Below are 23842 nucleotides of genomic sequence, written 5' to 3'. Positions count from 1 at the left end.
TCCTCAGTTCTTTGCTGCCGGGATCGTCTGTGTGGTCACCCCGCGGATGCGCACGGCATAGCCTTCGCGGTGGCGCAAGTCGGCATATTCGAGCGGTCCGGGGTAGCGGGCGGTGACCTGACCGATGGTGGCCACCAGCCGGTCCACGCGCGCCAGCACTTCCTCGGCGCTGCCTCGGCCCAACTCGATGCGCGCGCCGCTGTCGAGCTGCGCATGCCAGTGCCCTCGCTCGGACAGCCCAAGCTGCACCACTGGCGAACCCAGTCGGGCCAACACGGGGGCCACCTCGCGGTACAAGGCCAACACCCGCGCCGCGCTGCCTTCGGGACCGGTCAAAGTGGGCAGGCTTTCGTCTTCGATGTCGCCCAGGTTGGCCTCGAACACCTCGCCGAAAGTGTTGACGATCCGGTCCTCGCCCTTCGGACCACGCCAATAAGCGGCCGGCACGTGCTCTTCCAGCGTGACGGCCAGCCGGTTGGGCCACACGCGGCGCACCACGGCCTGACGCACCCATGGCACGGCCTTGAAAGCCTGCTGGGCTTGCGCCAAATCCATCGTGAACACGTTGCCACTCAAACGCGGCAAGGCATTGGCACGAATCGTGGCCACCGAGTTGCGCGCCACGTCACCATCGATGCGGATGGCCCGGATCGAGAACACAGGCCAACGCACCACCCAGCTGGCCGCAGCCCATAGAAAGACCAGCGCAGCCAGTGCGCACAGCACGGCGGCAGCGGCGTTCATGAGGCGAATGTCCAGCGGCATGGTTCAGGGGTGCACGGTGTGTTCCAACGCGGCCTGCGACACCAACCACAGGCACAGCTGCTCATACGACAAACCGGCCGCGCGCGCCGACATGGGCACCAAGGAATGGCCCGTCATCCCCGGCGATGTGTTGATCTCCAAGAGGAACGGACGGCGGTCGCTGGCGCGAATCATCACGTCGGCACGCCCCCACCCTCGGCACCCCAGGGTGCGATAGGCCTGCACGACGATGCGTTGAATCTCGCGCTCTTCTTCGGCGGGCAGACCACTTGGGCAGTGGTACTGCGTGGTGTCGGTGAAATACTTGTTCTGATAGTCGTAATTGCCTTGCGGCGCCACGATGCGGATGACCGGCAGCGCCTGGGCCGAGGCCCCCTCCCCCAGCACCGGGCAGGTGGTCTCGTCTCCGGCAATGAACTCCTCGCACAACACCTCGGTGTCATAGGACGAGGCCAGCGCATAGGCAGCGTCGCATTGCTCCACACGTTCCACCTTGGTCAGTCCGAGGGTGGAGCCTTCCCGCGCAGGCTTGACGATCATCGGCGCGCCCAGGGCTTGCAAGGCCGCGCGGGTTTCTTCGGCACTGGTCACCAAACGCCAATCCGGCGTAGGCAGCCCCTCGAAACGCCACACTCGCTTGGCCATGACCTTGTCCATGGCCATGCTGGAAGCCATCACGCCCGAGCCCGTGTAGGGAATGCGCAGCAGCTCCAGGGCGCCTTGGACGGTGCCGTCCTCACCGAAGCGGCCATGCAGGGCGATGAAGCAGCGATCGAAGCCTTCCCGCTTGAGTTCGGACAAGTCGCGCTGGGCCGGATCGAAGGCGTGGGCATCGACCCCTTGAGACAGCAGCGCCTGCAGCACCCCGGTGCCAGACATCAGCGAGACTTCGCGCTCGGCAGACAGGCCGCCCATCAGCACGGCCACCTTGCCCAGCGCTTTGACATCGATCGAAGACGGATCGAACTTCATGCGGCTTCCTTCAACAACTCGAGCACCTGGGCGGGTACCCCGCCGATGCTGCCCGCCCCCATGGTGATGACCACATCGCCATCGCGCGCATGGTCCAGGATGGCTTGGGCCATGTCGCCGATCTCGTCGACGAACACCGGATCGAGCTTGCCCGCCACACGCAGGGCACGCGCCAGCGAGCGCCCATCGGCAGCCACGATGGGCGTCTCGCCAGCGGCATAGACCTCGGTCAGCAGCACCACATCGGCCCCTTGGCCAATGACCTTGACGAAGTCTTCGAAGCAGTCGCGCGTGCGGGTGTAACGGTGCGGCTGAAATGCCAACACCAGTCGGCGGCCCGGGAACGCCCCGCGTGCAGCCGCCAGCGTGGCAGCCATCTCCGCCGGGTGATGGCCATAGTCGTCGATCAGGGTGAATCGACCGCCCCCCTGGGCCGGCAGGTCCCCATAGCGCTGGAAGCGCCGCCCCACCCCTTTGAACTCGGCCAAGGCCTTGAGCACCGGCGCATCGGGCAGTTCCAGCTCCGTGCACACTGCGATGACGGCCAGGGCGTTGAGCACGTTGTGCTCACCCGGCAGGTTGAGCGTGACTTCCAGGTCGGGCATGGCCACGCCATTGCGACGCTGGCAGACGAAGCGCATCTGCGCCCCCTCGGCGCGAACGTCGACGGCACGCACCTGCACATCCTCCCCGAAACCGTAGGTGATCACCGGGCGTGAAATCATCGGAATGATCGAGCGCACACCGGGGTCGTCGGCGCACAGAATCGCCGCGCCGTAAAACGGCATGCGGTGCAGGAAATCGACGAAAGCCGCCTTCAGCCGCGCATAGTCGTGCCCATAGGTTTCCATGTGGTCGGCATCGATGTTGGTGACGACCGAGACGATGGGCATCAGGTTGAGAAATGAAGCGTCGGATTCATCGGCCTCGACGACGATGTACTGACCCGATCCCAATCGAGAGTTGGCGCCGGCACTGTTCAAGCGCCCACCGATCACGAAGGTGGGATCGACGCCGGCTTCGCCCAACGCACTGGCCACCAAGCTGGTGGTCGTGGTCTTGCCATGCGTGCCAGCGATGGCGATGCCCTGCTTGAGCCGCATCAACTCGGCCAGCATCACCGCGCGCGGCACCACCGGCACGCGGCGCGCGCGCGCGGCGATCACCTCGGGGTTGTCGCCACGCACCGCCGTGGAGATGACGATGGCGTCGGCTCCAGCGATGTTCTGCGCATCGTGGCCGATCATCACCTTCAGGCCCAAAGCGGCCAATCGGCGCACGGTGGCGCTGTCGGCCTGGTCGGAGCCGGACACGGTGTACCCCAGGTTGAACAGCACTTCGGCGATGCCGCTCATCCCGGCCCCACCGATGCCGACGAAATGGATGTGTTTGACGGCGTGTTTCATCGCGCCCCTCCATGGTGGGCTTGCACCAGTTTTTCGATTTCGTCGGCCACGCGGGCGGCTGCACGCGGGCGTGCCAGGCTGCGGGCTTTGCGCGCCATGGCCACGAGGGTGTCGCGGTCCAGGCCGCGCAGCAGCTCGGCCAAACGCTCGGGCGTGAGTTCGTCTTGCGGCAGGTGCAGGGCCGCCCCATGCTGAGCCATGTACTGGGCGTTGTCGCGCTGGTGGGAAGTGGTGCTCACCAGCAGCGGGACCAGCACGCTGGCCACGCCGGCGGCGCACAACTCGCTGACGGTGACCGCGCCGGCTCGGCACACGACCACATCGCACTCGGCCAAGCGGCGCGCCATGTCATCGATGAAAGGCAGCACCTCGACCTCGTGGTCGGGATCCAAGCCTTCGGCCCGGTACAGGGCCTTGACCGCATCGCGGTTGAGCGCACCGGTCTGATGCACGACGCGCGGCCGCTGGTCCACGGGAATCCGCGCCAGTGCCTTGGGCAGCGTCTCGTTGAGCACGCGCGAGCCCAGGCTGCCGCCCACCACCAACACGCGCAAGGGCCCGTGTCGGCCGGCAAAGCGCTCCTCGGGGCCGGGCAAGGCCTCGATGTCTTCGCGCACCGGGTTGCCAGTGACCACCGCGCGCTTGGTCTTGACCGCAGCGGCGCCGTCGAAGCCGAACGCCACCGCATCGGCCACGGGCAACAGCGCACGGTTGCTCATCAGCAAAGAGGCGTCGGCGTTCACCAACACCAGCGGCTTCAGACGCGCAGCGGCCATCAGGCCACCAGGGAAACACACATAGCCGCCCATGCCCAGCACGGCATCGGCCCGGCGCTGGCCCAGAATGCGCCAGCACGAGACGAAGGCTGCCAGCAAACGCAGTCCTCCGGTGAGGGTGTGCCACCAGCCCTTGCCGCGCAACCCCGTGAAAGCAATGGTATCCAGCGCGATACCGGCGGCCGGCACCAAGCGGTTTTCCATGCCGGTGGTGGTGCCCAGCCAGCTCACGCTCCATCCCCGGCGCTGCATCTCCTGGGCCACGGCCAACCCCGGAATGATGTGCCCCCCGGTGCCGGCGGCCATGATGACGAGGTGATGGCTCACGTGCGTCCCCCCCGCATGAGCTGCCTGTTTTCGATGTCCACGCGCAGCACCACGGCAATGGCGATGCAATTCATCAAGATGGCCGACCCACCGTAGCTCAACAGCGGCAAGGTCAGACCCTTGGTGGGCAGCACGCCCAGATTCACGCCCATGTTGATGAAGGCCTGCCCCCCCATCCAAATCCCGATGCCCTGGGCCAGCAGACCCGAAAAGACGCGGTCCAGCGCAATGGCTTGGCGACCAATGTGAAAGATGCGTCGCGTGAGCCAGAAAAATGCGACGATCACCGCAGCCACGCCGACGAAGCCCAGCTCCTCGCCGATCACGGCCAGCAGGAAGTCCGTGTGAGCCTCGGGCAAGTAGTGCAGCTTCTCGACGCTGGAGCCCAATCCCTGGCCAAAAATCTCGCCGCGACCGAAGGCAATGAGCGAATGCGACAGCTGGTAGGCCTTGCCCAGGGTGTAAGCCTCGTTCCACGGATCGAGATAGGCGAAGATGCGCTCGCGCCGCCACTCGCTGACGCTGATCATCACGACGAAGGCCGCCACGATGAGCGCAGCCATCAGGAAGAACATGCGTCCGTTCACCCCACCCAGGAAAAGAATGCCCATCGCGATGGCGGCGATCACCATGAAGGCCCCCATGTCGGGCTGGGCCAGCAATAGCAGGCCCACCACCACCAGCGCGGCGGCCATGGGCGCCATGGCCTGGAAGAAGCGTTGCTTGACCTCCATCTTTCGCACCATGTAGCCCGCGGCATACATCGCGATGGCCAGCTTGGCCAGCTCGGAGGGCTGGAAATTCAAAAAGCCCATCGGAATCCAGCGACGCGCGCCATTGACGCCTTTGCCAATGAAGGGCAGCAACACGACCACCAACAACGCGAGCGCCCCCACGAACAGCCAAGGCGCGTATTTTTCCCAGGCCTGCATCGGGACTTGCAGCACGGCCAGGCTGGCGATGAAAGCCAGTCCGATCGATAGTGCATGCCGGAGGAGGAAATGCGTGGACGCATAACGCGAGAAGCGCGGATTGTCCGGCAAAGCCACGGAAGCCGAATACACCATCACCAAGCCGAGCGCGAGCAAGGCCACGACCACCCACACCAAGGTTTGGTCGAAGCCTTGCAGACGAGCAGGCCGGCCAGTGGCCACCCAGTCGCGCACCGGCACGTCGCGCCCTTTTCGGCCGCCGGCGGCCGGCCACAGGCAGCGCAGGCGCGCCTTGAAGGCGTCCCAGCCGGTGGTGCGAGACGCCGCGGTCATACCACCTCACCCCGCTCTTGGGCCAAAGCGCGCACGGCCGCCACGAACACTTCGGCGCGATGCTCGTAGTTGCGGAACATGTCCAGGCTCGCACACGCCGGACTCATGAGCACGACATCGCCAGTTTCGGCCCGCTCGGCACAGCCGCGCACGGCGGCTTCCAGACTGTCGAAACGCGCAAGCGCCACCCCAGTGCCGGCCAGCGCCGCCTCCAAGGCCGGGGCATCACGCCCGATCAATGCCACGAAGCGTGCATGACGCGACACCGGATCGGCCAGTGGCGTGAAATCCTGGCCCTTGCCGTCACCGCCCAAGATCACCAGCAGCCGGCGCCCCAGGCGGTCGGCCCCCAGCCCGAGCAGCGCCGCCACCGTGGCGCCGACATTGGTGCCCTTGCTGTCATCCACATAGTCCACACCGCCGACGGTGGCCACATGCTGCACCCGGTGGGGCTCGCCGGCGTACTCACGCAAGCCGTGCAGCATGGGCGCCAACGGACAGCCGATGGCCGTGGCCAAGGCCAGGGCCGCCAAGGCGTTGGCGGCATTGTGTCGGCCTCGCACGCGCAGCGCATCGGCGGGCATCAAGCGCTGGAGCACCAGTTCCTCATCGGCTTCATCCTTGCGGCGACGGGTCGCTTTGTGCGGCTCATCGCTGGGCAGGGCTCGCACCAGCCAGGCCATGCCCGCATCCACGACCAACCCGAAATCACCCGGATGGCTGGGCGCATCCAACCCGAATCGCACCACGGACCGTTCGATCACTTTGGCCGTACGCCCTTTGCCGACGGTCTGTGGCGCCGGCACCATCGCCTCGACCCGAGGGTCGTCACGGTTGATGACCATCACCGCCTCGCGACCAAAGATGCGCGCCTTGGCCGCCGCATACGCATCCATGCTGCCGTGCCAGTCCAGATGATCTTGGCTGAGGTTGAGCACCGTGGCCGCGCTCGGCTCGAAGCCTTGCACGCCGTCGAGCTGAAAGCTCGACAACTCCAACACCCACACCTCTGGCAGGTGCTCGAACACCGGCGGCGCAGGCGGGGGCGGCGCCAGCGGCAGCACTGGCTCGCTTTCACCGGTGAGGGCCGCAACGGCCTCCAGCGTCTCCTCGATGTGGCGTTCGGCCGCATGGATGGCATCGACGGCCTGGGCGTCTTCGTCCGGGGCGGCGACGTCTTTATGCGATTCGGCCGCCTCGGCCAGCGGCGCGGTGTCCTGCGCTTGCGGGCCGGTGTGCGTCGGCTCGACTGCGGTGGGCACCTCGGGTTCGAGGTCCAAGGCCTGCCCGAGGGTGTCGAGCATGGTCGGCCCAATGTTGCCGGCCGTGGCCACGCGACGGCCGGCACGCTCGATGAGCAGCGCGGCCATCGCCGTGGTGGTGGTCTTGCCATTGGTCCCGGTGATGGCCACGACCTTGGGCGCATAGCGGCGCTCGGCCTTCAGATCGGCCAGTGCGCGGGCAAAGAGATCCAATTCCCCTTGCACCGGCACGGACCGCCGCGCCGCTTCGGCCAGCAGGCCCTGCAACCGCGGGTCGTGGGGGGACAGACCAGGGCTCTTGAGAATGCGTTGCACGCCCTCGACCCACGAGGGCATGGCCTCGCCACAGAACAACTCGACTTGCGGCAGTTCCTGGCGCAGCACCTGGGCCTGCGGGGGCTGCGCACGCGAATCCCAGACCTTCACCCGGGCCCCGCAACGCACGCACCAGCGCGCCATGGCCAAGCCCGACGCGCCCAGCCCGAGCACGAGAACGGTGATGCCTTGCAGGTCCTTCATGGTCAGTGTGCGATGTTCCCGTTCAACGCAGCTTCAACGAGGCCAAGCCCATCAGGCACAGCAGCATGGTGATGATCCAGAAGCGCACCACCACCTGCGTCTCGGCCCAGCCGGATTTCTCGAAGTGGTGGTGCAGTGGCGCCATCTTGAGAATGCGCCGGCCCTCGCCGTACTTGCGTTTGGTGTATTTGAAATAGACGACTTGCACCATCACGGACAGGGCTTCGACGACGAAGATGCCCCCCATGACGGCCAGCAGGATCTCCTGACGCGTGATGACGGCGATCGTGCCCAGCGCACCGCCCAGGGCCAAGGCCCCGACATCGCCCATGAAAACCTGGGCCGGATGGGTGTTGAACCACAGAAACGCCAGCCCCGCACCGGCCATCGCCGCGCAGAAGATCAACAGCTCGCCCACGCCAGGGATGTAGGGAAACAGCAGATAGCGCGAGTACACCGCATTGCCCACCACGTAGGCGAACACCCCCAGGGCCGAGCCCACCATCACCACCGGCATGATGGCCAGGCCGTCCAGGCCGTCGGTGAGATTGACGGCATTGCTCGAACCGACGATGACCAGATAGCTCAGGATGATGAAGCCCCAAACCCCCAGCGGATAGCTCACCGTCTTGAAGAAGGGCACGAACAAATCCGCATTGGGTGGCAGCGGGTTGGAAAATCCCGACTGCACCCAGCGCACGAACAGTTCGAGCACGCGCAGGTTGGACGACTCCGACACCGCGAACGCCAAGAATGTGGCCGCGGTCAAACCGATCACCGATTGCCAGAAGTACTTCTCGCGCGAGCGCATGCCCTCGGGGTTCTTCTGCACGACCTTGCGCCAGTCATCCACCCAGCCGATGGCGCCCATCCCCAAGGTCACCAGCAACACGATCCAGACGAAGCGGTTGGACCAGTCGAACCACAGCAGGGTCGACACCGTCATGCCCAGCAAGATCAACACGCCACCCATGGTGGGCGTGCCGCGCTTGGACAGATGGGCTTGCACACCGTACTCGCGGATGGGCTGACCGATCTTCAGCTCGGTGAGCTTGCGGATGACCCACGGACCGAACACCAAGCCGATGAGCAATGCCGTCATGGCCGCCATGACCGCGCGGAAGGTGAGGTACTGCACCACCCGCAAGAACCCGAGTTCCGGCGACAGCCCTTGCAGCCATTGCGCCAACGTGATCAGCATGGCTGGTCCTTTCCCTGCACATGGGTGGGCCCTTGGAAACGGCCCGCCTCGGCAGGCACCGCAGCAGCCCGTGCCTGCAGCGCCTGCACCATCTGTTCCATCTTCATGAATCGCGATCCTTTGACCAGCACACTGCGTGCGCCACTTGGCCGCTGCCCCAACGCCGCCACGGCATCGGCGGTGGAGGCGAAATGGACCGCCCCCGCCCCATGCGCACGGGCGGCATGCAGGCTTTGCGCTCCCACGGCCCACAACATGTCGATGCCGCGCTCGCGCGCATAAGCCCCGACCTCGGCGTGAAAGGCCGGGCCCTGGTCTCCGACCTCGCCCATGTCTCCCAGCACCAACCAACGCGGAGCAGGCAGTTCGGCCAACACGTCGATGGCCGCCCGCACGGAGTCAGGGTTGGCGTTGTAGCTGTCATCGACCAGCAGCAGCGGGGCCCCGTCGAGCACCAGCGCCTGCAGTTGCGAGCGCCCACGCACGGGCACGAAGCGTTGCAGGCCTTGCGCGATCGCTTCCAGCGGCGCACCGGCCGCCAAGGCACAGGCCGTGGCGGCCAGCGCGTTGTGGATGTTGTGACGCCCGGCAATGTGCAGCTGCGTCTCGAACCGGCCCATGGGTGTATCGACCTGCAGCATCCAACCGGTGTCGCTCCACTGGGCTTGACCTCGCACATCGGCCTGCTGCTGCTCGCCGAAGACCCAAACCGGCCGCGCGCCCGCCAAGCTGCGCCACAGTTCCGTGTAGGCATCCTCGGCTGGAAAGACGGCCACGCCCTTGGGCCCCAAGGCCTCGATCACCGCCCCGTTTTCGCGAGCCACGGCCTCCACACCGTGCATGAATTCCTGGTGTTCGCGCTGCGCGTTGTTGACCAAGGCCACCGTGGGGGCAGCCCAGCGCGCCAGCTGAGCGATCTCGCCCGGGTGGTTCATGCCCAGCTCGACCACGGCCACCCGGTGCCAGGTCTGGTCGTCCTGCCGCAGGCGCAACAGGGTCAGTGGCACACCAATGTCGTTATTGAAGTTGCCTTGCGTGGCCAAAGCAGCCGCGTCTCCCACCCAGGCCCGCAGGATGGAGGCGATCATCTGCGTGACGGTGGTCTTGCCGTTGCTGCCGGTCACCGCAATGAGCGGCAATTGCATGCGTGCTCGCCATCCGGCGGCCAGCTGTCCCAACGCAGCGCGCGTGTCGTGCACCAACAAGCCCGGCAGACCGACCTCGTTCAGCCCGCGCTCGGCCACGGCGGCGGCCGCACCGGCGGCGCGCGCTTGCGCCAAGAACTCGTGCGCGTCGAAGCGCTGGCCGCGCAGCGCCACGAACAAGTCCCCCGCTTGCAAGCTGCGCGTGTCGGTGTGCACGCGCAGCAGCCGAGTCTGCCCATCGCCCACCAGAGTGGAGCCGGGCAGCAGGCTGTGAGCCAAGGACAAGGTCATCATGCGCGCAACCTCCGCGCCCGCTGCGCCGCGCGGGCCTCCTCCACGTCCGAGAAGGGCAGGCGTTGGCCGGCAATCTCTTGATAGTCCTCGTGGCCCTTGCCCGCCAGCAAGATGACGTCGCGCGGGTCGGCCGCCGCCACCGCGGTGGCAATCGCCAGACGCCGGTCTTCGATCGCCTGCAACGTGGGAGCCGGACGCATGCCCGCGACGATCTGCTCGATGATGCGCATCGGCGGCTCGCTGCGCGGGTTGTCGCTGGTGACGATGACACGGTCAGCACGCGCTTGGGCGATCGCGCCCATCTGGGGACGCTTGCTGCTGTCGCGATCGCCGCCGCAGCCAAAGACACACCACAGCGCCCCGCCTCGCTCGCGAACAAAGGGCCTCAAGGCGCTCAGCGCCTTGTCCAAGGCATCGGGCGTGTGGGCGTAGTCCACGACCACCGAGGCCACGCCCTCTTCGTCCAGGCGCTGCATGCGCCCGGGCACGGGCCCCAGCGACTGCAAAGCATGCGCGGCCTGCTCCAGCGGCACCCCCAGGGCTCGCAGACACCCGGCCACGGCCAGCAGGTTGTATACGTTGTACTGGCCGATCAGCGCGGTGCGCACCGGCACGCACTGCGAGCCTTCACACAAATCGAAGCCCAGGCCACTGCTGCCGTAGCCCACTGCGCGGGCCTGCAAGCCGGCTGCGCCGTGCAGGCCATAGGTCCACACATCGGCGCTACGTCCACGCAAGCGCTCCAGCAGGTCTTCTCCCTTGGGGTCGTCGAGGTTCACGACCGCCGCACGCAACCCCGGCCAAGCAAAGAGCTGCGCCTTGGCTTCCCAGTAGGCAGCCATGCCGCCGTGATAGTCCAAGTGGTCGCGCGTGAAGTTCGTAAACGCCGCCACAGCCATGCGTGTGCCGTCCAAACGCCGCTCCTCCAGGCCGATCGAGGAGGCCTCGATGGCACAGGCCTGCAGGCCCTGATCGACGAAGGCGCGCAAGCTGCGGTGCAACGTGACGGGGTCGGGCGTGGTCAACCCGGTGGCGCTGAGCGCGCCCGGCCGCCCCACGCCCAAGGTGCCGACCAAACCACAGGGGCGCCCCAAGGCCGTCAATGCCTGCGCCACCCACCACGCGGTCGAGGTCTTGCCATTGGTGCCCGTCACGGCCACGAGGTCCAGCTGGGACGAAGGGTGCCCAAACCAATGGTCGGCCAGCACGCCGGCGGCGGCCTTCAAGCCAGACAAAGCGGCAATGCGCTCATCGTCGAAACCGAAGGCCTCGACCCCGTGCCGCTCCACCAGGCAGGCCCGCGCGCCCGCCGCCAGGGCCGCAGCCACGTGCTGGCGCGCATCGGTGGCATGCCCCGGCCAGGCAATGAAAGCCTCACCACCGCGGATGCGCCGGCTGTCGATGGCCAGGTCGGTGCAGCCCTGCTGGCGCAGCCAGTCTTGCGCGGCCATCACGGTGTCAAAGACGCGCACGGACATCAAAAACTCTCCTCCACGCTGTAGGCATGGCGCGCGACGATTTGCGGCTGCACGGCAATGTCGGGCTGCACACCCAACATGCGCAGGCTTTGCTGCACCACTTCGGCAAACACGGGCGCCGCCACCACGCCACCGTAGAACTTGCCCGCCGAAGGCTCGTCGATCATCACCGCCACGACGATGCGCGGCTGTTCCACCGGCGCCAAGCCGACGAACCACGCTCGGTATTTCTTGTCGGCATAGCCCCTGCCCTCTTGCTTGCGCGCCGTGCCGGTCTTGCCGCCGACCGAATAGCCCACGGTCTGGGCCAGCGGCGCCGTCCCGCCCGGGCCGGCAGCCATCTGCAACATGCGTCGCGTGGTTTGGGCCACACGCGGAGAGAACACCCGCACGCCAGGGGCCGGATCGGGGTTTTTCAACAAGGTGACGGGGATGAGCTCCCCATCGCGCGCAAACACGGTATAGGCCCGTGCCAACTGGAACAACGAGACCGACAGGCCATAGCCGTAGCTCATCGTGGCATGCTCGATGGGCCGCCACGTCTTGTAAGGCCGCAGCCGCCCGCTGGCCACGCCCGGGAACGGCAGTTGGGGCTTTTGCCCCAGACCGATCTCGGTGAACATCTCCCACAGCTCGCGCGAGGGAATTTGCTGAGCCAACTTGACGGTGCCGACGTTGCTGGATTTTTGGATCACCTCGGCCACCGTCAGGCGGCCATAGGCATGGGTGTCTCGGATGGTCGAACCGGTGATGCTGATCCAGCCGGCCCCGGTGTCGATCACGGTATTGGGCGAGACGCGCCCGGTTTCCATCGACAAGGCCGCCACGAAAGGCTTCATCGTCGAGCCAGGCTCGAAGGTGTCGGTCAGTGCCCGGTTGCGCAACTGGGCGCCACTGAGATTCTCGCGCTTGGCCGGGTTGTAGCTCGGGTAATTGGCCAGGGCCAGCACCTCGCCGCTGCGCACGTCCAGCACCACCACCGAACCGGCCTGGGCTTTGTGCTCGGCCACGGCATCGCGCAGACGCTGATAGGCAAAGAACTGGATCTTCGAGTCGATGGACAGCTGAATGTCCTGCCCATCGACCGGCGCCACACTCTCGCCGATGTCCTCGACGATGCGCCCCAGCCGATCGCGGATGACACGACGCTGCCCATGGCGGCCGGCCAGCTCGCGCTGAAAGGCCAACTCCACGCCTTCCTGGCCGCGATCCTCGATGTCGGTGAAGCCCACCACATGGGCCACGGCCTCACCCTCGGGATAACGGCGCTTGTACTCCTTGACCTGGTGCACACCCTTGAGCCCCAGCGCCTTGACGCGCTCGGCCACGTCTTCGTCGATCTGCCGACGCAGCCAGACGAAATTCGGATTGTCGCTCAAACGTTTTTCCAACTCGGCTGCGGTCATGCCCAGCAGACGGGCGAGTTCGCGGCGTTGCGCTCGGTCGGCCTCGAAGTCCTTGGGAATGACCCAAATGGACGGCGCCGGCACGCTGGAGGCAAGAATCAGGCCGTTGCGGTCGAGGATGCGACCGCGGTTGGCCGGCAGCTCGAGGGTGCGCGCATAGCGACTCTCGCCCTGACGCTGGAAGAAGTCATTGCCAAAGATTTGCACGTAGGCCGCACGGCACAAAAGCACCATGAACGACAAGCCGATGCAAGCCACGAGGAACTTCGAGCGCCAAGGCGGCGTTTTGGACGCCAGCAGCGGACTGGTGGCATACCGCACCTCGTGCAGCGCATGAGTGGCCCATTTGCGAGGGCGGCGCCGCGGTGCCGAAGGCCGGCGGTCCGAACGCGACACCAGACGGGCAAGCCAGCTCATCGAGCGCCCCCCTGCGCAGCCGAAGCCGCCCCTTCGTAATGGACATACTGCGTCACGGCCGCCGTGGGCGTGCGCATCTGCAGTTTTTCGCGTGCGATTTTTTCCACCCGCAACGGCGTGGCCTGCGCGCGCTTTTCCAGCTGAAGCTGCTCGTGCTCGGTCTCCAGCGCGCGCTCCTCGGCCTGGGCACGCTCGACTTGCACGAACAACCGGCGGGCTTGGTGCGACACATGCACCAAGTACAAGCCACTGACGATCAAGCCCACGAACAGGAGGACATTGAGACGGCTCATGCTCCCCCCAAAGGCGCGGCGGTGCGTTCGGCCACGCGCAAGATGGCCGAGCGCGCACGTGGGTTGGCCTCGACCTCGGCCGGTGAGGGACGAATGCGCGCCACCGCCTTGAGCAGCGGCTCGGGCACGGGCGCCAGACCCAGCGCCTGAGGACTGCCGCGCTCGATGGGGGCACGCGCATGACCCGCGATGAACTGCTTGACGCGACGGTCCTCCAGCGAGTGGAAACTGATCACCGCCAGCCGCCCCCCTGGCGCCAACAGCGACAGCGCGGCGTTCAGCCCTTGTTCGAGCTCCTCAAGCTCGGCGTTGACGAAAATCCGAAGAGCCTGAAAGGTGCGCGTGGCGGGATCCTGGCCCGGCTCGCGCGTCTTGACCGCACGAGCCACGAGCTCGGCAAGCTCGCCCGTGGTTCGAACCGGGCGCCCGCTTTGGCGGCGAGCAACAATCGCCTTTGCAATCTGTACAGCAAACCGTTCTTCCCCATGATGGCGTATGACCTCCGCGATGAGTTTTTCGTCGGCGCGCGCAAGGAACTCGGCCGCAGACTCTCCGCGCGACGGATCCATGCGCATGTCCAAGGGGCCGTCGTGACGGAAAGAAAATCCGCGCGCAGGATCGTCGATCTGCGGCGAGGAGACCCCCAGATCCAGCAGCACGCCATCCACGCGGTCGATACCGCGGCGCGCGCAGACCTGCGCCATCGTCGAAAAACCCGCATGCTCGATGGCAAAACGCGGGTCCTGGACCCGCGCGGCATGGGCAATGGCTTGTGGGTCCTTGTCGAAGACCAGCAACCTGCCACGCGGCGACAGACGCGACAGCAGCAACCTTGAGTGGCCGCCGCGGCCGTAGGTCCCATCGATATAGGTGCCGTCGGGCGTGGTCAGCACAGCCTGCACGGCCTCGTGCAGCAAGACCGTGCGATGCTCGTGAACAGGGGGCGTGGCGCCGCTCATGGCCGTCAGAAACTGAAGTCCTTGAGCACCTCGGGCATGCCCTGCTGCATGACCGCCGCCTCGTGGGCGGCATAGCGCTCGGCATCCCATAGCTCGAAATGGCTGCCCATGCCCAGCAGCATCACGTCCTTGTTCAAGCCGGCCGCTGCGCGCAATTCGGGCGAGATCAGTACGCGCGAGGCCCCATCGATTTCCACATCCTGGGCATTGCCCAGAAAGATGCGCTTCCAGCCAGCCGCCGACATCGGCAGCGCCGCGATCTTGTCGCGAAACTGCTCCCAGGCCGGACGAGGAAAGACCATCAGGCAACCCTCGGGATGCTTGGTCAGGGTCAGCCGTCCCGCGCACAGGGCGGCCAACACGTCGCGATGCCGCGCCGGGACGGTCAGGCGCCCCTTGGCATCGAGCGACAGGGCAGACGCCCCTTGGAAGACCACTGAAGACACAAAGCCCCACTAAGTTGCACTTTCTCCCACTTTAGCGAGCGCCCCTTCGGCGGTCAAGGAAATTTTGAAAAATTGCCAATGAAATCAACTACTTACAATTGATTTCCAAGAAACGAAGACAAAAAAAGTCCAGCAAAAATAAGGACTTGCAAACAGGTGTGAAAGTGGAGTTTGAGGAGCTTCACCCGCCGGAACGAGGGGGCGCCAGCAAGCGCCGCCCGGCGGGCGCGCTCAGGACGCCGCCGAGGCGATGGCTTCGGACCGATGCGTGCAGCGGCCGATCTCAGGCCAGCGGTGATGGAGATAGACCCAAGCCGCCAGCCCCACGCCCATCAAGCCCAGCGAGGCGGCGGCCAGCGCGACCGTGCTGCCCATCACCAGCGGCGCCAGCACCCCGGCCACGAGGGCATTGGCCAATGAGCCCACGGCCGCCTGCAGCGAGGAGGCCATGCCGCGGCGCTGGGGGAACAGGTCCAGCACCAGCAGTGTGACCACCGGCACCATCAGCGCCCAGCCGAAGGCAAACACCGCGATCGGCCACAGGGCCCAGGACACATGGGCCTGGAACAGCACATTGGCCACCAGATTGAGCCCCCCCACCACGGTCATGATGAGAAAACCGTGGCGGATCTGTCGCTTGGGCGCGATCCGGCCGGCCAGCCGACCGCTGCACCACGACCCGGCCATGATGCCGCCGATGCTCAGCACGAAGAACCAAAAGAACTGGGTCGGCGCGAGCGCCAAGTGCACGCCCAGAAAGGCCGGCGCCGACAGCACATACAGGAACAGCCCATTGAAGGGCACCCCGCTGGCCAGCACCAGCAGCACGAAGCGCGGGTCGCTGCACAGCTGCCAGTAGCCGCGCATCAGGTGGCGCAGCTCGAAGGGCTGGCGATGGTCCATATGCAGCGTCTCGGGCAGCAGCCGGTGATTGGCCACCCACAATGCCACGCCCAGCAAGGCAAGAAACCAGAAAATCAAGTGCCAATCCGACAGCACGAAGATCCAGCCGCCGATGATGGGAGCGATCGCCGGTGCCACGCCGAAATAGATCGTCACCTGGGCCATCACGCGCTGGGCATCCGCGGGCGGGAACATGTCACGGATGATGGCGCGCGAAACCACGATGCCCGCCCCGGTGGACAAGCCCTGCAAGGCACGGAAGAAGACGAGTTGGCCGATGGTTTGCGACAGCGCGCAGCCCGCCGAGGCGATCGTAAACACCGCCAGCCCCCACAGCACCACCGGGCGGCGTCCGAAGCTGTCCGACAGCGCGCCGTGGAAGAGGTTCATGAAGGCAAAGCCCAACAAATAGGCCGACAGCGTCTGCTGCATTTGCACCGGCGTGGCGCCCAATGCGCCAGCAATGCCCGCAAAGGCCGGGAGATAGGTGTCGATGGAAAACGGCCCGAGCATGCCCAGCAGCGCGAGCAACAGGGCCAGGGCCCAGCGCGGAGCGGGCCAGATCTTGTGGGCGTCGGGATTCATCGGCGTTCTTTGGCGTGTGTGAAGCAAGCCGATAGGCCGGATTCTGTGCGGCGGGTCGCCCCGCCGTGACCGCCATTCCTCTGGGCCGCCCCTCACGGATGCGGCTCGATGCCACCTACCCGCACACTCCCCGGGCCGGATCGACGTGTGCCTATTTGGTGTTGCTGCGCGTAGAGATTGCCCGTTTCACCCGAACCGCAGCTTGCGCCGCGGCCCGACTCGTCTCTGTTGCTCTGATCCTCGCCTCACGGCGGACAGGTGTTACCTGCTACGCTGCCCTGCGCAGTCCGGACCTTCCTCCAGTGCGGCCTTTCGGCACTTGCACCAGCGGCGGTCTGGCTTGCTTCACATCGTCATTATCTCAGGCTGGTGGCCAGGCCGCCGGCGGTGCGGGCGGAAAACCTCGGCATCGTCGTAAAAAGCGGCCTCCTCATTGGCCGGCCACCAGCCGGGCACCCCGAGCACGGGCAGCGGCAGGAAAGGCTTGGGCGCCAGGCGTTCGGGGGTAAGCCCGAGGTCGGGCGCGGCACCCTCTTCCACCACCCACACATGGGCGGTGAGGCTTTTGTAGGGGGTGACCAACTTTTCCAGCAGCGCGTGGCCAAAGAGCTCCAAGCGCGCCTGGGCCCACAACGTACGGTGATCGATGAAGAGCGCGCGCCAGCGTCGCTCGCGCAGCGCCTGGACCAGCTCGACCGGCGCGCGCAGCAAGGCGGCGTTTTCGTCGAAAAGCGTCAAGGCATCACGCACCGGCCCACGGGTGGCGCCCACCCCGCGCTGCGCGATTTCGGCGGCTTGCAGCTCATTCAAGCGGCGCTTCAGCGCAGGCCGCACGAGCCACATCAAGCCATTGAAGAAATCGTGCAGGTTGTTGCGCGTGGGCACACAACCGGTGCGGAAGATGAAGGCCTCATAGGGCTCGCCGTCGGGCAAGGCCTCCTGAGGCACGAAACGCACCGGGCAACGCACCGAGCCGCCACCGGTGTTGAGTGCGTCGGCCACGCTGGCGCCGGCACGCACCCGCGCTTCGACCGAAGCCCCCACCTGGGCCAACGGCGCCCACCAGGGCCTGCGCCAATCCAAAGCCGGCCAGGTCATCGCCGGGTTCAGCGCTCCATCACGCGCCACGCCAGGGTCTCGCCACCACGCAACGGCTTGAGCGTGGCCTCGCCGAAAGGCAGGGTCTCGGGCAGTTGCCAAGGCGTCTTTTTCAGCGTCACGGTGCCAGTGTTGCGCGGCAGGCCGTAGAAATCGGCACCGAAAAAGCTGGCAAACCCCTCCAGCTTGTCCAGCGCACCGGCTGCCTCGAACGCCTCGGCATAAAGCTCCAAGGCCGACAGCGCGGTGTAGCAGCCGGCGCAGCCAGTGGCATGCTCTTTCAGGTGGGCCGGATGCGGCGCACTGTCGGTGCCGAGGAAGAACTTCGGCGAGCCCGAGGTGGCCGCAGCCAGCAGGGCGCGGCGGTGTTCCTCGCGCTTGAGCACGGGCAGGCAGTAGTAGTGCGGCCGGATGCCGCCCAGGAAGATCGCGTTGCGGTTGTAGAGCAAGTGATGCGCCGTGATGGTGGCGCCCACGAAGCGATCGGCCTCGGCCACGTACTGCGCGGCTTCCTTCGTGGTGATGTGCTCAAAAACGATCTTCAACTCGGGAAAGTCGCGGCGCAGCGGGATGAGTTTGTCGTCGATGAAGGCCTTCTCGCGGTCGAAGAGGTCGATCTCGGGGTCGGTCACCTCGCCATGCACCAGCAGCAACAAGCCATGCTTTTGCATGGCTTCCAGCGTCTTGTAGGTCTTGCGGATGTCGGTGACGCCAGCATCACTGTTGGTGGTGGCCCCGGCCGGATACAGCTTGACCGCCACCACCCCGGCATCCTTGGCCCGCTCGATCTCCTCGGCAGGCAGGTTGTCAGTGAGGTACAGCGTCATCAGCGGCTCGAAACTCAGCCCCGGAGGCACGGCCGCACGGATGCGCGCCCGGTAGGCCAATGCCTGCTCGGCCGTGGTCACCGGCGGCTTGAGGTTGGGCATGATGATGGCGCGAGCGAACTGTCGCGCCGTGTGCGGCACGACCGAGGCCATGGCGGCGCCGTCGCGCACATGCAAATGCCAGTCGTCCGGGCGGGTGAAGGTCAAAGAGGTCGAGCTCATGGAGGCGATTGTCCCACCTTCGCGATTCGGCGCTCAGGCCTGCGGATCGTGCGCGTAGCGCGGCAGGCGCGCACCACAGTCGCGACAGAACTTCGCATCGGGAAGATGTCCCTCGGACAGACATTCCGGACAGGTTCGAGTCGTGGTCGGCCGTCGCAGGCGCTGCGCCGCCATCTCGGTGGTGACGATGCCGGTGGGCACGGCCAGCACCCCCCAGCCCAATAGCATCATCACCGAGGCGATGAATCGGCCCAACTCGGTTTGCGGTGTGATGTCACCAAAGCCCACGGTGCTCATCGTGGTGATGGCCCAGTACATGGCCACGGGAATGCTGGTGTAGCCATGTTCCGGCCCTTCCACCACATACATCAAGGTGCCCATCACCAGCACCACCATGAACACGAAAGACAAAAACACCGCGATCTTGCGCCGGCTGGCCTTCAAGGCCTGCCCCAAGGCCGTGTACTCGGCCACATACCCCGTGAGCTTGAAGATGCGAAAGACGCGCAACAGCCGCAGGATGCGAACATCGATCAACAGATGGGCCTCGGGAACGAAAAACGCAATGTATGAAGGCAAGATGGCGATCAAGTCGATGAGGCCAAAGAAGCTCGTGGCATAGCGCCAGGGGCGACGCACGCACACCAAGCGCGCGAGATACTCGACCGTGAAGACAGCCGTGAACCCCCATTCCAGCACGCGCAGCATGGCGCCATGCTGGGCGCGCACACTGGCCACACTGTCGAGCACCACGGTCAACACGCTGAGCAGGATCAGCGCGATCAACCACTGGTCGAAACGCTTGCCGGCTCGGGTATCGGCTTCGAAGATGACCACATAAGCCTTGTGTCGCCAGCCAGCCTCGGGTTTGCCAAAGCGCTGCGCGTCAGCCCAAGCAGCAGCCTGCGCGGGGCTGTGCCCATGGTCCCCAGATCGATGGTGTGGATGCGCTTTCAAGCTCGGCCCTCCCCCAGAGAAATGCCCAGTGACCGTGCAGCTTTCAGCAAGGGGTGATCCAGCGGCACCGTGCGGTTGCGACCGGCGACCTCGCTCAGGGGCACGCTGTGGCAAGCATCGCCACGCAACACGACCATGCGGCCGAACTCGCCACGGGCCACCATGGCGGCCGCATGGCAGCCCAAGCGGGTGGCCAGCACGCGGTCGTAGGGGGTGGGCGAGCCGCCGCGCTGCACATGACCGAGCAAGGTGCTGCGCACCTCGCTGCGCAGGTGCGGCTGCAACTGCTCGCGCAGCACGTGGCCCACACCGCCCAGACGGATGGGGTCGGGGCGGTCGGCCCAATGGGCCGACACGGTCATGGTGCCGCCCACCGGCCGGGCGCCTTCGGCCACGCAAATGAGCGTGAAGCCCTGGGCGGCCTCGCGCTGGCGGCACAGCCTTGCCACGGCCTCCAGGTCGTAGGGAATCTCAGGCAGCAGGATCACATCGGCCCCACCAGCCAAGCCGCCTTCCAGCGCGATCCAGCCTGCATAGCGCCCCATGGTCTCGACGATCATCACCCGGCCGTGGCTGCGCGCCGTGGTTTCCAGCCGCGCCAGGGCCTCGGCGACCACGGCCACCGCGCTGTCGAAGCCAAAGCTGCGCTCGGTGTGCATCAGGTCGTTGTCGATCGTCTTGGGCACGCCCACCACGGGCAAGCCCAGCTGCTGGAAACGGTGGGCAATGCCCATGGTGCCATCGCCGCCGATGGCCACCAGCGCGTCCAGGCCGAGCTCGCGCACGTAGTCCATCACCGCACCGGAGACATCGGCCCCGCCGGCGCCGAACCAAGCGAATGGATCGGCCTGGTTGTGCGCCCCGAGGATGGTGCCGCCTTGGTGCAGGATGCCACTGACGGCCCGGCGGTCCAGCGCCACCACGCGACGCTCGATCAGGCCGAGAAAGCCCCGCTCGATGCCGGTGACGCGCGCGCCGCAATCATTGATGAGGGACTTGGTGACTGCGCGAATCACGGCATTGAGGCCGGGACAATCGCCTCCACCGGTGAGCACGCCCACGTGTAGGGAAGCCGTCTTCGTCATCATCATCATTCATCGTATCGGTGAAGACGCAAGCGTAGCGCGGCCGCAGCGGGCCGCGGCCACGGCTCAATGAAAGTCCCGGCTTTGCAGCCCTGCGTGCGCCAAGCGGCCCAGCAGCGGCGTGAGGTCTTCCAGCCGCTGCGCCACCAGGTGGCGCACCTCGCCCTCACGCTGCCACCAGCCCTGCACGGCCAGCAGGCGCGAGAGCAACAGCTCGCGGCCGAAGCGCTCTTGCACATCGCGCCAGACGATGACATTGACCATGCCGCTTTCGTCCTCCAAGGACACGAAGACGGTGCCCTTGGCGGTTTGAGGCCGTTGGCGAACCGTGACGAGCCCGCAGGCACGCACCCACCGGCCGTGCGGCAGGTCGCGCATCTCACGCGCCGTGAGCAAGCCCCGGCGGCGCAGCTGCCCACGCAACAAAGCCAGCGGATGGCGGCGCAGCGTCAGGCCCAATGCCGCGTAGTCGAAGACGATTTCCTCGCCCTCGGCCGCCAGCGGCAGTTGCAAAGGCGGCTCGTCGATGCGCGCGTCTTGCAGCAAGTTTGGCAGAGGCATCCAGGCCGTGGCCTGCCAAACCTGCTGACGGCGATGGCCTGCCAGGCTCCTCAAGGCATCGGCGGCGGCCAGGTGACGCAGATCTTGGGCCTGCAGTCGAGCGCGGCGTGCCAGGTCTTGTACGTCGATGAACGGGCCTGCGGCACGCGCTTGCACGATGCGCCGGGCCGCTGCGATGCTCAGGCCGGCCACCAGCTGCAGCCCCAAGCGCACCGCCGGCTGCGGCTGGCGCGCGAGGTCCTCCAGCGTGGATTCGACCTCGCTGTGACTCACGTCCACCGGGCGCACCTCCACCCCATGGCGGCGCGCGTCCTGCACGAGCTGGCTGGGAGAGTAAAACCCCATGGGCTGCGCATCGAGCAGCGCGGCCAAAAAGGCAGCGGGCTCATGGCATTTCAGCCAGGCGCTGTCGTAGGCCAGCAGCGCAAATGACGCGGCATGGCTTTCCGGAAAGCCGTACTCCCCGAAACCTTCGATCTGCTGGAAGATCCGTTCGGCATAGGCACGCTCGTAGCCCCGTGCCGTCATGCCATCGATGATGCGCTGACGAAACGGATGGACGTTGCCGTGGCGCCTCCAAGCGGCCATCGCGCGGCGCAGGCGGTCGGCCTCGCCAGCGGTAAAGCCCGCACACAGCATGCACAGCTGCATCACCTGCTCTTGAAAGATTGGCACGCCCAGGGTGCGACCCAGGGCTTTGCGCAAGGCCGGAGTGGGCAACTCGGCCACCACGTCGCATCCGGCGCGCTGTCTTTCGCGCTGCTTCAGGTAGGGATGCACCATGCCCCCTTGAATGGGGCCTGGGCGCACGATGGCCACTTGCACCACCAAGTCGTAGTAGGTGCGCGGCTGCAAACGCGGCAGCATGCTCATCTGCGCGCGGCTTTCGATCTGGAACACGCCCACGGTATCGGCACGGCGGATCATGGCGTAGGTGGCCTCGTCCCCGTCGGGAATGTCTTGCAGTCCAAACGGCACACCGCGCCGAAGGCTGACGAGCTCGAGCGCGCGGCGCAGCGCGCTGAGCATGCCCAGCGCCAGCACATCGACCTTCATCAAGCGCAAGGCTTCGAGGTCGTCCTTGTCCCACTGGATCACGGTGCGCTCGGGCATCGCGGCATTCTCGATGGGCACGATGTGCGACAACGCCCCCTTGGCGATCACGAAACCGCCCACATGCTGGCTCAAGTGGCGCGGAAAGCCGCGCAACTGCTCGACCAGCTCGATCCACTGCGCCACGCGGCGATCGGAGGCATCCAGCCCCAGTTCGGCCAGACGCTGGGACACCACCTGCGGCTGATCCCACCAGAAATGGCTCTTGGCCAGGGCCTCGACCTGCGCCTGCTCGAAACCCAGCGCTTTGCCCACATCCCGAATGGCGCTGCGCGTGCGATAGCCAATGACGGTGGCCACCAGCGCCGTGCGGTGGCGACCGTACTTGGCATACAGATACTGAATGACCTCTTCGCGGCGCTGATGCTCGAAGTCGACATCGATGTCCGGCGGCTCATCGCGCTCCATGCTGATGAAGCGCTCGAACAACAAGTTCGCTCGCGCCGGGTCGATCTCGGTGATGTGCAGGCAATAGCACACCGCCGAATTGGCCGCCGATCCACGCCCCTGGCAAAGGATGCCGCGCGAGCGAGCGAACTGCACGATGTCGTGCACCGTCAAGAAGTACTTTTCGTAGTGCTTGGCGCTGATCAGCGCCAACTCCTGGTCGATCTGGCTTTGCACGCCTTCGGGCACGCCTGCGGGATAACGCTGGCGGGCGCCTTGCTCAGTGAGGTGACGCAACCAAGCCGCCGGATGCCAGCCCGGCGGCACCACCTCCTCGGGATACTCGTACTTCAGCTCATCCAAGCAGAAATGGCAGCGTGCAGCGACCTCGATCGTGGCGGCCATCAGCTCGGCGCCGTAGAGATGTGCCAGCGTGGCGCGCGCTCGCAGATGACGCTCACCATGCGACTGCAAATCCGTGCCGCACTCAGCCAGCGGACGGCCCAGACCAATGGCAGTGAGCACATCCTGCAAGGGCTTGCGCGAACGCACATGCATGTGCACGTCGCCAGCGGCCACCAGCGGCAGCCCGCTGCGCCGCGACACCTGGCGCAAGGTGTGCAGCCACAGCGCATCATCGATCTCGTGGAACAGCTCGACCACGCCCCAGGCCGCCGCGCCGAAAGTCCGTCGAAACTCGGCGGCTTGAGCGCACAGGGCTTCCAGCGCCGCACCGCGCTTGGGCACCCACAGCAGCTCGTTGCCCGCCAAGCGGTCGGCGCACAGCTCGCCCACGTCCAGGCGGTAGTGGCCTTTGGGACTGGCGCGCCGCAGGTCGGTGATGAACTGGCTCAGGCGTGCGTAGCCCCCGCGGTCGCGAGCCAAAACCACGAGCCGGAAGGGCGGCGAAGCCTCCACCCGAAACTCGCTGCCGATCAGCAAGCGCAGACGAGGCTTGCAACGACCTTCAGCCTTGGCCTCCTCGCACGCCTCGGCCAAGGCTTGATGGGCCCGCACCACCCCGGCCAGCGAACACTCATCGGTGATCGCCAGCGCGTGATAGTCCAGCGCGATCGCACGCTCCACCAGCTCCTTCGGCGACGAGGCCCCGCGCTGGAAACTGAAGTAGCTCAGGCAATGCAGCTCGGCATAGTCTGGCAGCACCATCATGGC

General features: G+C 66.3%; 19 protein-coding genes and 1 other RNA gene. All 20 read right to left on the bottom strand.

Annotated features, from left to right (window positions below; all coding sequences use genetic code 11):
• Positions 1-3: 3 nt before the first annotated feature.
• Positions 4-744: a cell division protein FtsQ/DivIB gene (locus tag F615_RS0111785; RefSeq protein ID WP_310732002.1), complete on the bottom strand. Its 741-nt coding sequence runs from the start codon at positions 742-744 to the stop codon at positions 4-6.
• A 24-nt stretch (positions 745-768) separates the two neighbouring features.
• The gene (locus tag F615_RS0111780) at positions 769-1737 is read right to left on the bottom strand and encodes a D-alanine--D-alanine ligase (protein WP_019561394.1); all 969 of its coding nucleotides are present in this window, start codon (positions 1735-1737) and stop codon (positions 769-771) included.
• Entirely contained in the window at positions 1734-3143 is a 1410-nt protein-coding gene (murC, locus tag F615_RS0111775) for a UDP-N-acetylmuramate--L-alanine ligase (RefSeq protein ID WP_019561393.1), read from the bottom strand. Before murC ends, F615_RS0111780 begins: the two co-directional genes overlap by 4 nt.
• Entirely contained in the window at positions 3140-4225 is a 1086-nt protein-coding gene (gene murG / locus F615_RS0111770) for an undecaprenyldiphospho-muramoylpentapeptide beta-N-acetylglucosaminyltransferase (RefSeq protein ID WP_083932465.1), read from the bottom strand. The genes murC and murG overlap by 4 nt, the downstream gene beginning before the upstream one ends.
• 17 nt (positions 4226-4242) lie before the next feature.
• Positions 4243-5511 (bottom strand): putative lipid II flippase FtsW, encoded by a 1269-nt coding sequence (ftsW, locus tag F615_RS0111765; RefSeq protein ID WP_019561391.1) that lies wholly within the window; start codon positions 5509-5511, stop codon positions 4243-4245.
• Entirely contained in the window at positions 5508-7292 is a 1785-nt protein-coding gene (gene murD / locus F615_RS0111760; protein WP_019561390.1) for a UDP-N-acetylmuramoyl-L-alanine--D-glutamate ligase, read from the bottom strand. Before murD ends, ftsW begins: the two co-directional genes overlap by 4 nt.
• A 22-nt stretch (positions 7293-7314) precedes the next feature.
• Positions 7315-8493 carry a phospho-N-acetylmuramoyl-pentapeptide-transferase gene (gene mraY, locus F615_RS0111755; protein WP_019561389.1) on the bottom strand — a complete coding sequence of 393 codons (1179 nt, stop codon included), beginning with the start codon at positions 8491-8493 and terminating at the stop codon, positions 7315-7317.
• On the bottom strand, positions 8487-9932 hold the full coding sequence (locus F615_RS18420; RefSeq protein WP_051090242.1) for a UDP-N-acetylmuramoyl-tripeptide--D-alanyl-D-alanine ligase: 1446 nt from the start codon (positions 9930-9932) through the stop codon (positions 8487-8489). The genes mraY and F615_RS18420 overlap by 7 nt, the downstream gene beginning before the upstream one ends.
• Complete coding sequence (locus tag F615_RS0111745) at positions 9929-11410, bottom strand: UDP-N-acetylmuramoyl-L-alanyl-D-glutamate--2,6-diaminopimelate ligase (protein WP_019561387.1); 1482 nt, start codon at positions 11408-11410, stop codon at positions 9929-9931. The genes F615_RS18420 and F615_RS0111745 overlap by 4 nt, the downstream gene beginning before the upstream one ends.
• Positions 11410-13233, bottom strand: a complete 1824-nt coding sequence (locus F615_RS0111740; protein ID WP_019561386.1) for a peptidoglycan D,D-transpeptidase FtsI family protein — start codon at positions 13231-13233, stop codon at positions 11410-11412. Before F615_RS0111740 ends, F615_RS0111745 begins: the two co-directional genes overlap by 1 nt.
• Positions 13230-13526 carry a cell division protein FtsL gene (gene ftsL / locus F615_RS0111735; protein WP_019561385.1) on the bottom strand — a complete coding sequence of 99 codons (297 nt, stop codon included), beginning with the start codon at positions 13524-13526 and terminating at the stop codon, positions 13230-13232. The genes F615_RS0111740 and ftsL overlap by 4 nt, the downstream gene beginning before the upstream one ends.
• Positions 13523-14485, bottom strand: a complete 963-nt coding sequence (rsmH, locus tag F615_RS0111730; RefSeq protein ID WP_019561384.1) for a 16S rRNA (cytosine(1402)-N(4))-methyltransferase RsmH — start codon at positions 14483-14485, stop codon at positions 13523-13525. Before rsmH ends, ftsL begins: the two co-directional genes overlap by 4 nt.
• A 5-nt stretch (positions 14486-14490) precedes the next feature.
• Complete coding sequence (gene mraZ / locus F615_RS0111725) at positions 14491-14922, bottom strand: division/cell wall cluster transcriptional repressor MraZ (protein WP_019561383.1); 432 nt, start codon at positions 14920-14922, stop codon at positions 14491-14493.
• Between the two features lie 240 nt (positions 14923-15162).
• Positions 15163-16419 (bottom strand): multidrug effflux MFS transporter, encoded by a 1257-nt coding sequence (locus F615_RS0111720; protein ID WP_019561382.1) that lies wholly within the window; start codon positions 16417-16419, stop codon positions 15163-15165.
• Between the two features lie 16 nt (positions 16420-16435).
• An RNA gene (gene rnpB / locus F615_RS19450) (RNase P RNA component class A) lies at positions 16436-16766 on the bottom strand.
• Positions 16765-17517: a DUF3025 domain-containing protein gene (locus tag F615_RS18415; protein WP_019561381.1), complete on the bottom strand. Its 753-nt coding sequence runs from the start codon at positions 17515-17517 to the stop codon at positions 16765-16767. The genes rnpB and F615_RS18415 overlap by 2 nt, the downstream gene beginning before the upstream one ends.
• Before the next feature lie 8 nt (positions 17518-17525).
• A complete protein-coding gene (gene pyrC, locus F615_RS0111710; protein WP_019561380.1) occupies positions 17526-18566 on the bottom strand; it encodes a dihydroorotase in 1041 nt (346 codons plus the stop codon).
• Positions 18567-18599: 33 nt separating this feature from the next.
• Positions 18600-19523: an ion transporter gene (locus F615_RS0111705; RefSeq protein ID WP_019561379.1), complete on the bottom strand. Its 924-nt coding sequence runs from the start codon at positions 19521-19523 to the stop codon at positions 18600-18602.
• Entirely contained in the window at positions 19520-20611 is a 1092-nt protein-coding gene (locus F615_RS0111700) for a 6-phosphofructokinase (RefSeq protein ID WP_019561378.1), read from the bottom strand. Before F615_RS0111700 ends, F615_RS0111705 begins: the two co-directional genes overlap by 4 nt.
• Before the next feature lie 63 nt (positions 20612-20674).
• Positions 20675-23839: an error-prone DNA polymerase gene (locus F615_RS0111695; RefSeq protein ID WP_019561377.1), complete on the bottom strand. Its 3165-nt coding sequence runs from the start codon at positions 23837-23839 to the stop codon at positions 20675-20677.
• Positions 23840-23842: the final 3 nt, after the last annotated feature.

This window comes from Caldimonas manganoxidans ATCC BAA-369 (assembly GCF_000381125.1).
GTDB classification, from domain to species: Bacteria; Pseudomonadota; Gammaproteobacteria; order Burkholderiales; family Burkholderiaceae_C; genus Caldimonas; species Caldimonas manganoxidans.
The sequence above is the reverse complement of the archived record's forward strand: the minus strand, read 5'-3'. Positions and strand labels throughout refer to the sequence as shown.

What these genes read in the sequence shown, in the direction of transcription:
- ftsW (WP_019561391.1), bottom strand. Translation starts at nt 5,511, where the DNA reads ATGACCGCGGCGTCTCGCACCACCGGCTGGGACGCCTTCAAGGCGCGC.
- F615_RS0111745 (WP_019561387.1), bottom strand. Translation starts at nt 11,410, where the DNA reads ATGTCCGTGCGCGTCTTTGACACCGTGATGGCCGCGCAAGACTGGCTG.
- murG (WP_083932465.1), bottom strand. Translation starts at nt 4,225, where the DNA reads ATGGCCGCCGGCACCGGGGGGCACATCATTCCGGGGTTGGCCGTGGCC.
- murD (WP_019561390.1), bottom strand. Translation starts at nt 7,292, where the DNA reads ATGAAGGACCTGCAAGGCATCACCGTTCTCGTGCTCGGGCTGGGCGCG.
- F615_RS0111695 (WP_019561377.1), bottom strand. Translation starts at nt 23,839, where the DNA reads ATGATGGTGCTGCCAGACTATGCCGAGCTGCATTGCCTGAGCTACTTC.
- murC (WP_019561393.1), bottom strand. Translation starts at nt 3,143, where the DNA reads ATGAAACACGCCGTCAAACACATCCATTTCGTCGGCATCGGTGGGGCC.
- rsmH (WP_019561384.1), bottom strand. Translation starts at nt 14,485, where the DNA reads ATGAGCGGCGCCACGCCCCCTGTTCACGAGCATCGCACGGTCTTGCTG.
- pyrC (WP_019561380.1), bottom strand. Translation starts at nt 18,566, where the DNA reads ATGAGCTCGACCTCTTTGACCTTCACCCGCCCGGACGACTGGCATTTG.
- ftsL (WP_019561385.1), bottom strand. Translation starts at nt 13,526, where the DNA reads ATGAGCCGTCTCAATGTCCTCCTGTTCGTGGGCTTGATCGTCAGTGGC.
- F615_RS0111720 (WP_019561382.1), bottom strand. Translation starts at nt 16,419, where the DNA reads ATGAATCCCGACGCCCACAAGATCTGGCCCGCTCCGCGCTGGGCCCTG.
- F615_RS18415 (WP_019561381.1), bottom strand. Translation starts at nt 17,517, where the DNA reads ATGACCTGGCCGGCTTTGGATTGGCGCAGGCCCTGGTGGGCGCCGTTG.
- F615_RS18420 (WP_051090242.1), bottom strand. Translation starts at nt 9,932, where the DNA reads ATGATGACCTTGTCCTTGGCTCACAGCCTGCTGCCCGGCTCCACTCTG.
- F615_RS0111740 (WP_019561386.1), bottom strand. Translation starts at nt 13,233, where the DNA reads ATGAGCTGGCTTGCCCGTCTGGTGTCGCGTTCGGACCGCCGGCCTTCG.
- F615_RS0111785 (WP_310732002.1), bottom strand. Translation starts at nt 744, where the DNA reads ATGAACGCCGCTGCCGCCGTGCTGTGCGCACTGGCTGCGCTGGTCTTT.
- F615_RS0111700 (WP_019561378.1), bottom strand. Translation starts at nt 20,611, where the DNA reads ATGATGACGAAGACGGCTTCCCTACACGTGGGCGTGCTCACCGGTGGA.
- F615_RS0111780 (WP_019561394.1), bottom strand. Translation starts at nt 1,737, where the DNA reads ATGAAGTTCGATCCGTCTTCGATCGATGTCAAAGCGCTGGGCAAGGTG.
- mraY (WP_019561389.1), bottom strand. Translation starts at nt 8,493, where the DNA reads ATGCTGATCACGTTGGCGCAATGGCTGCAAGGGCTGTCGCCGGAACTC.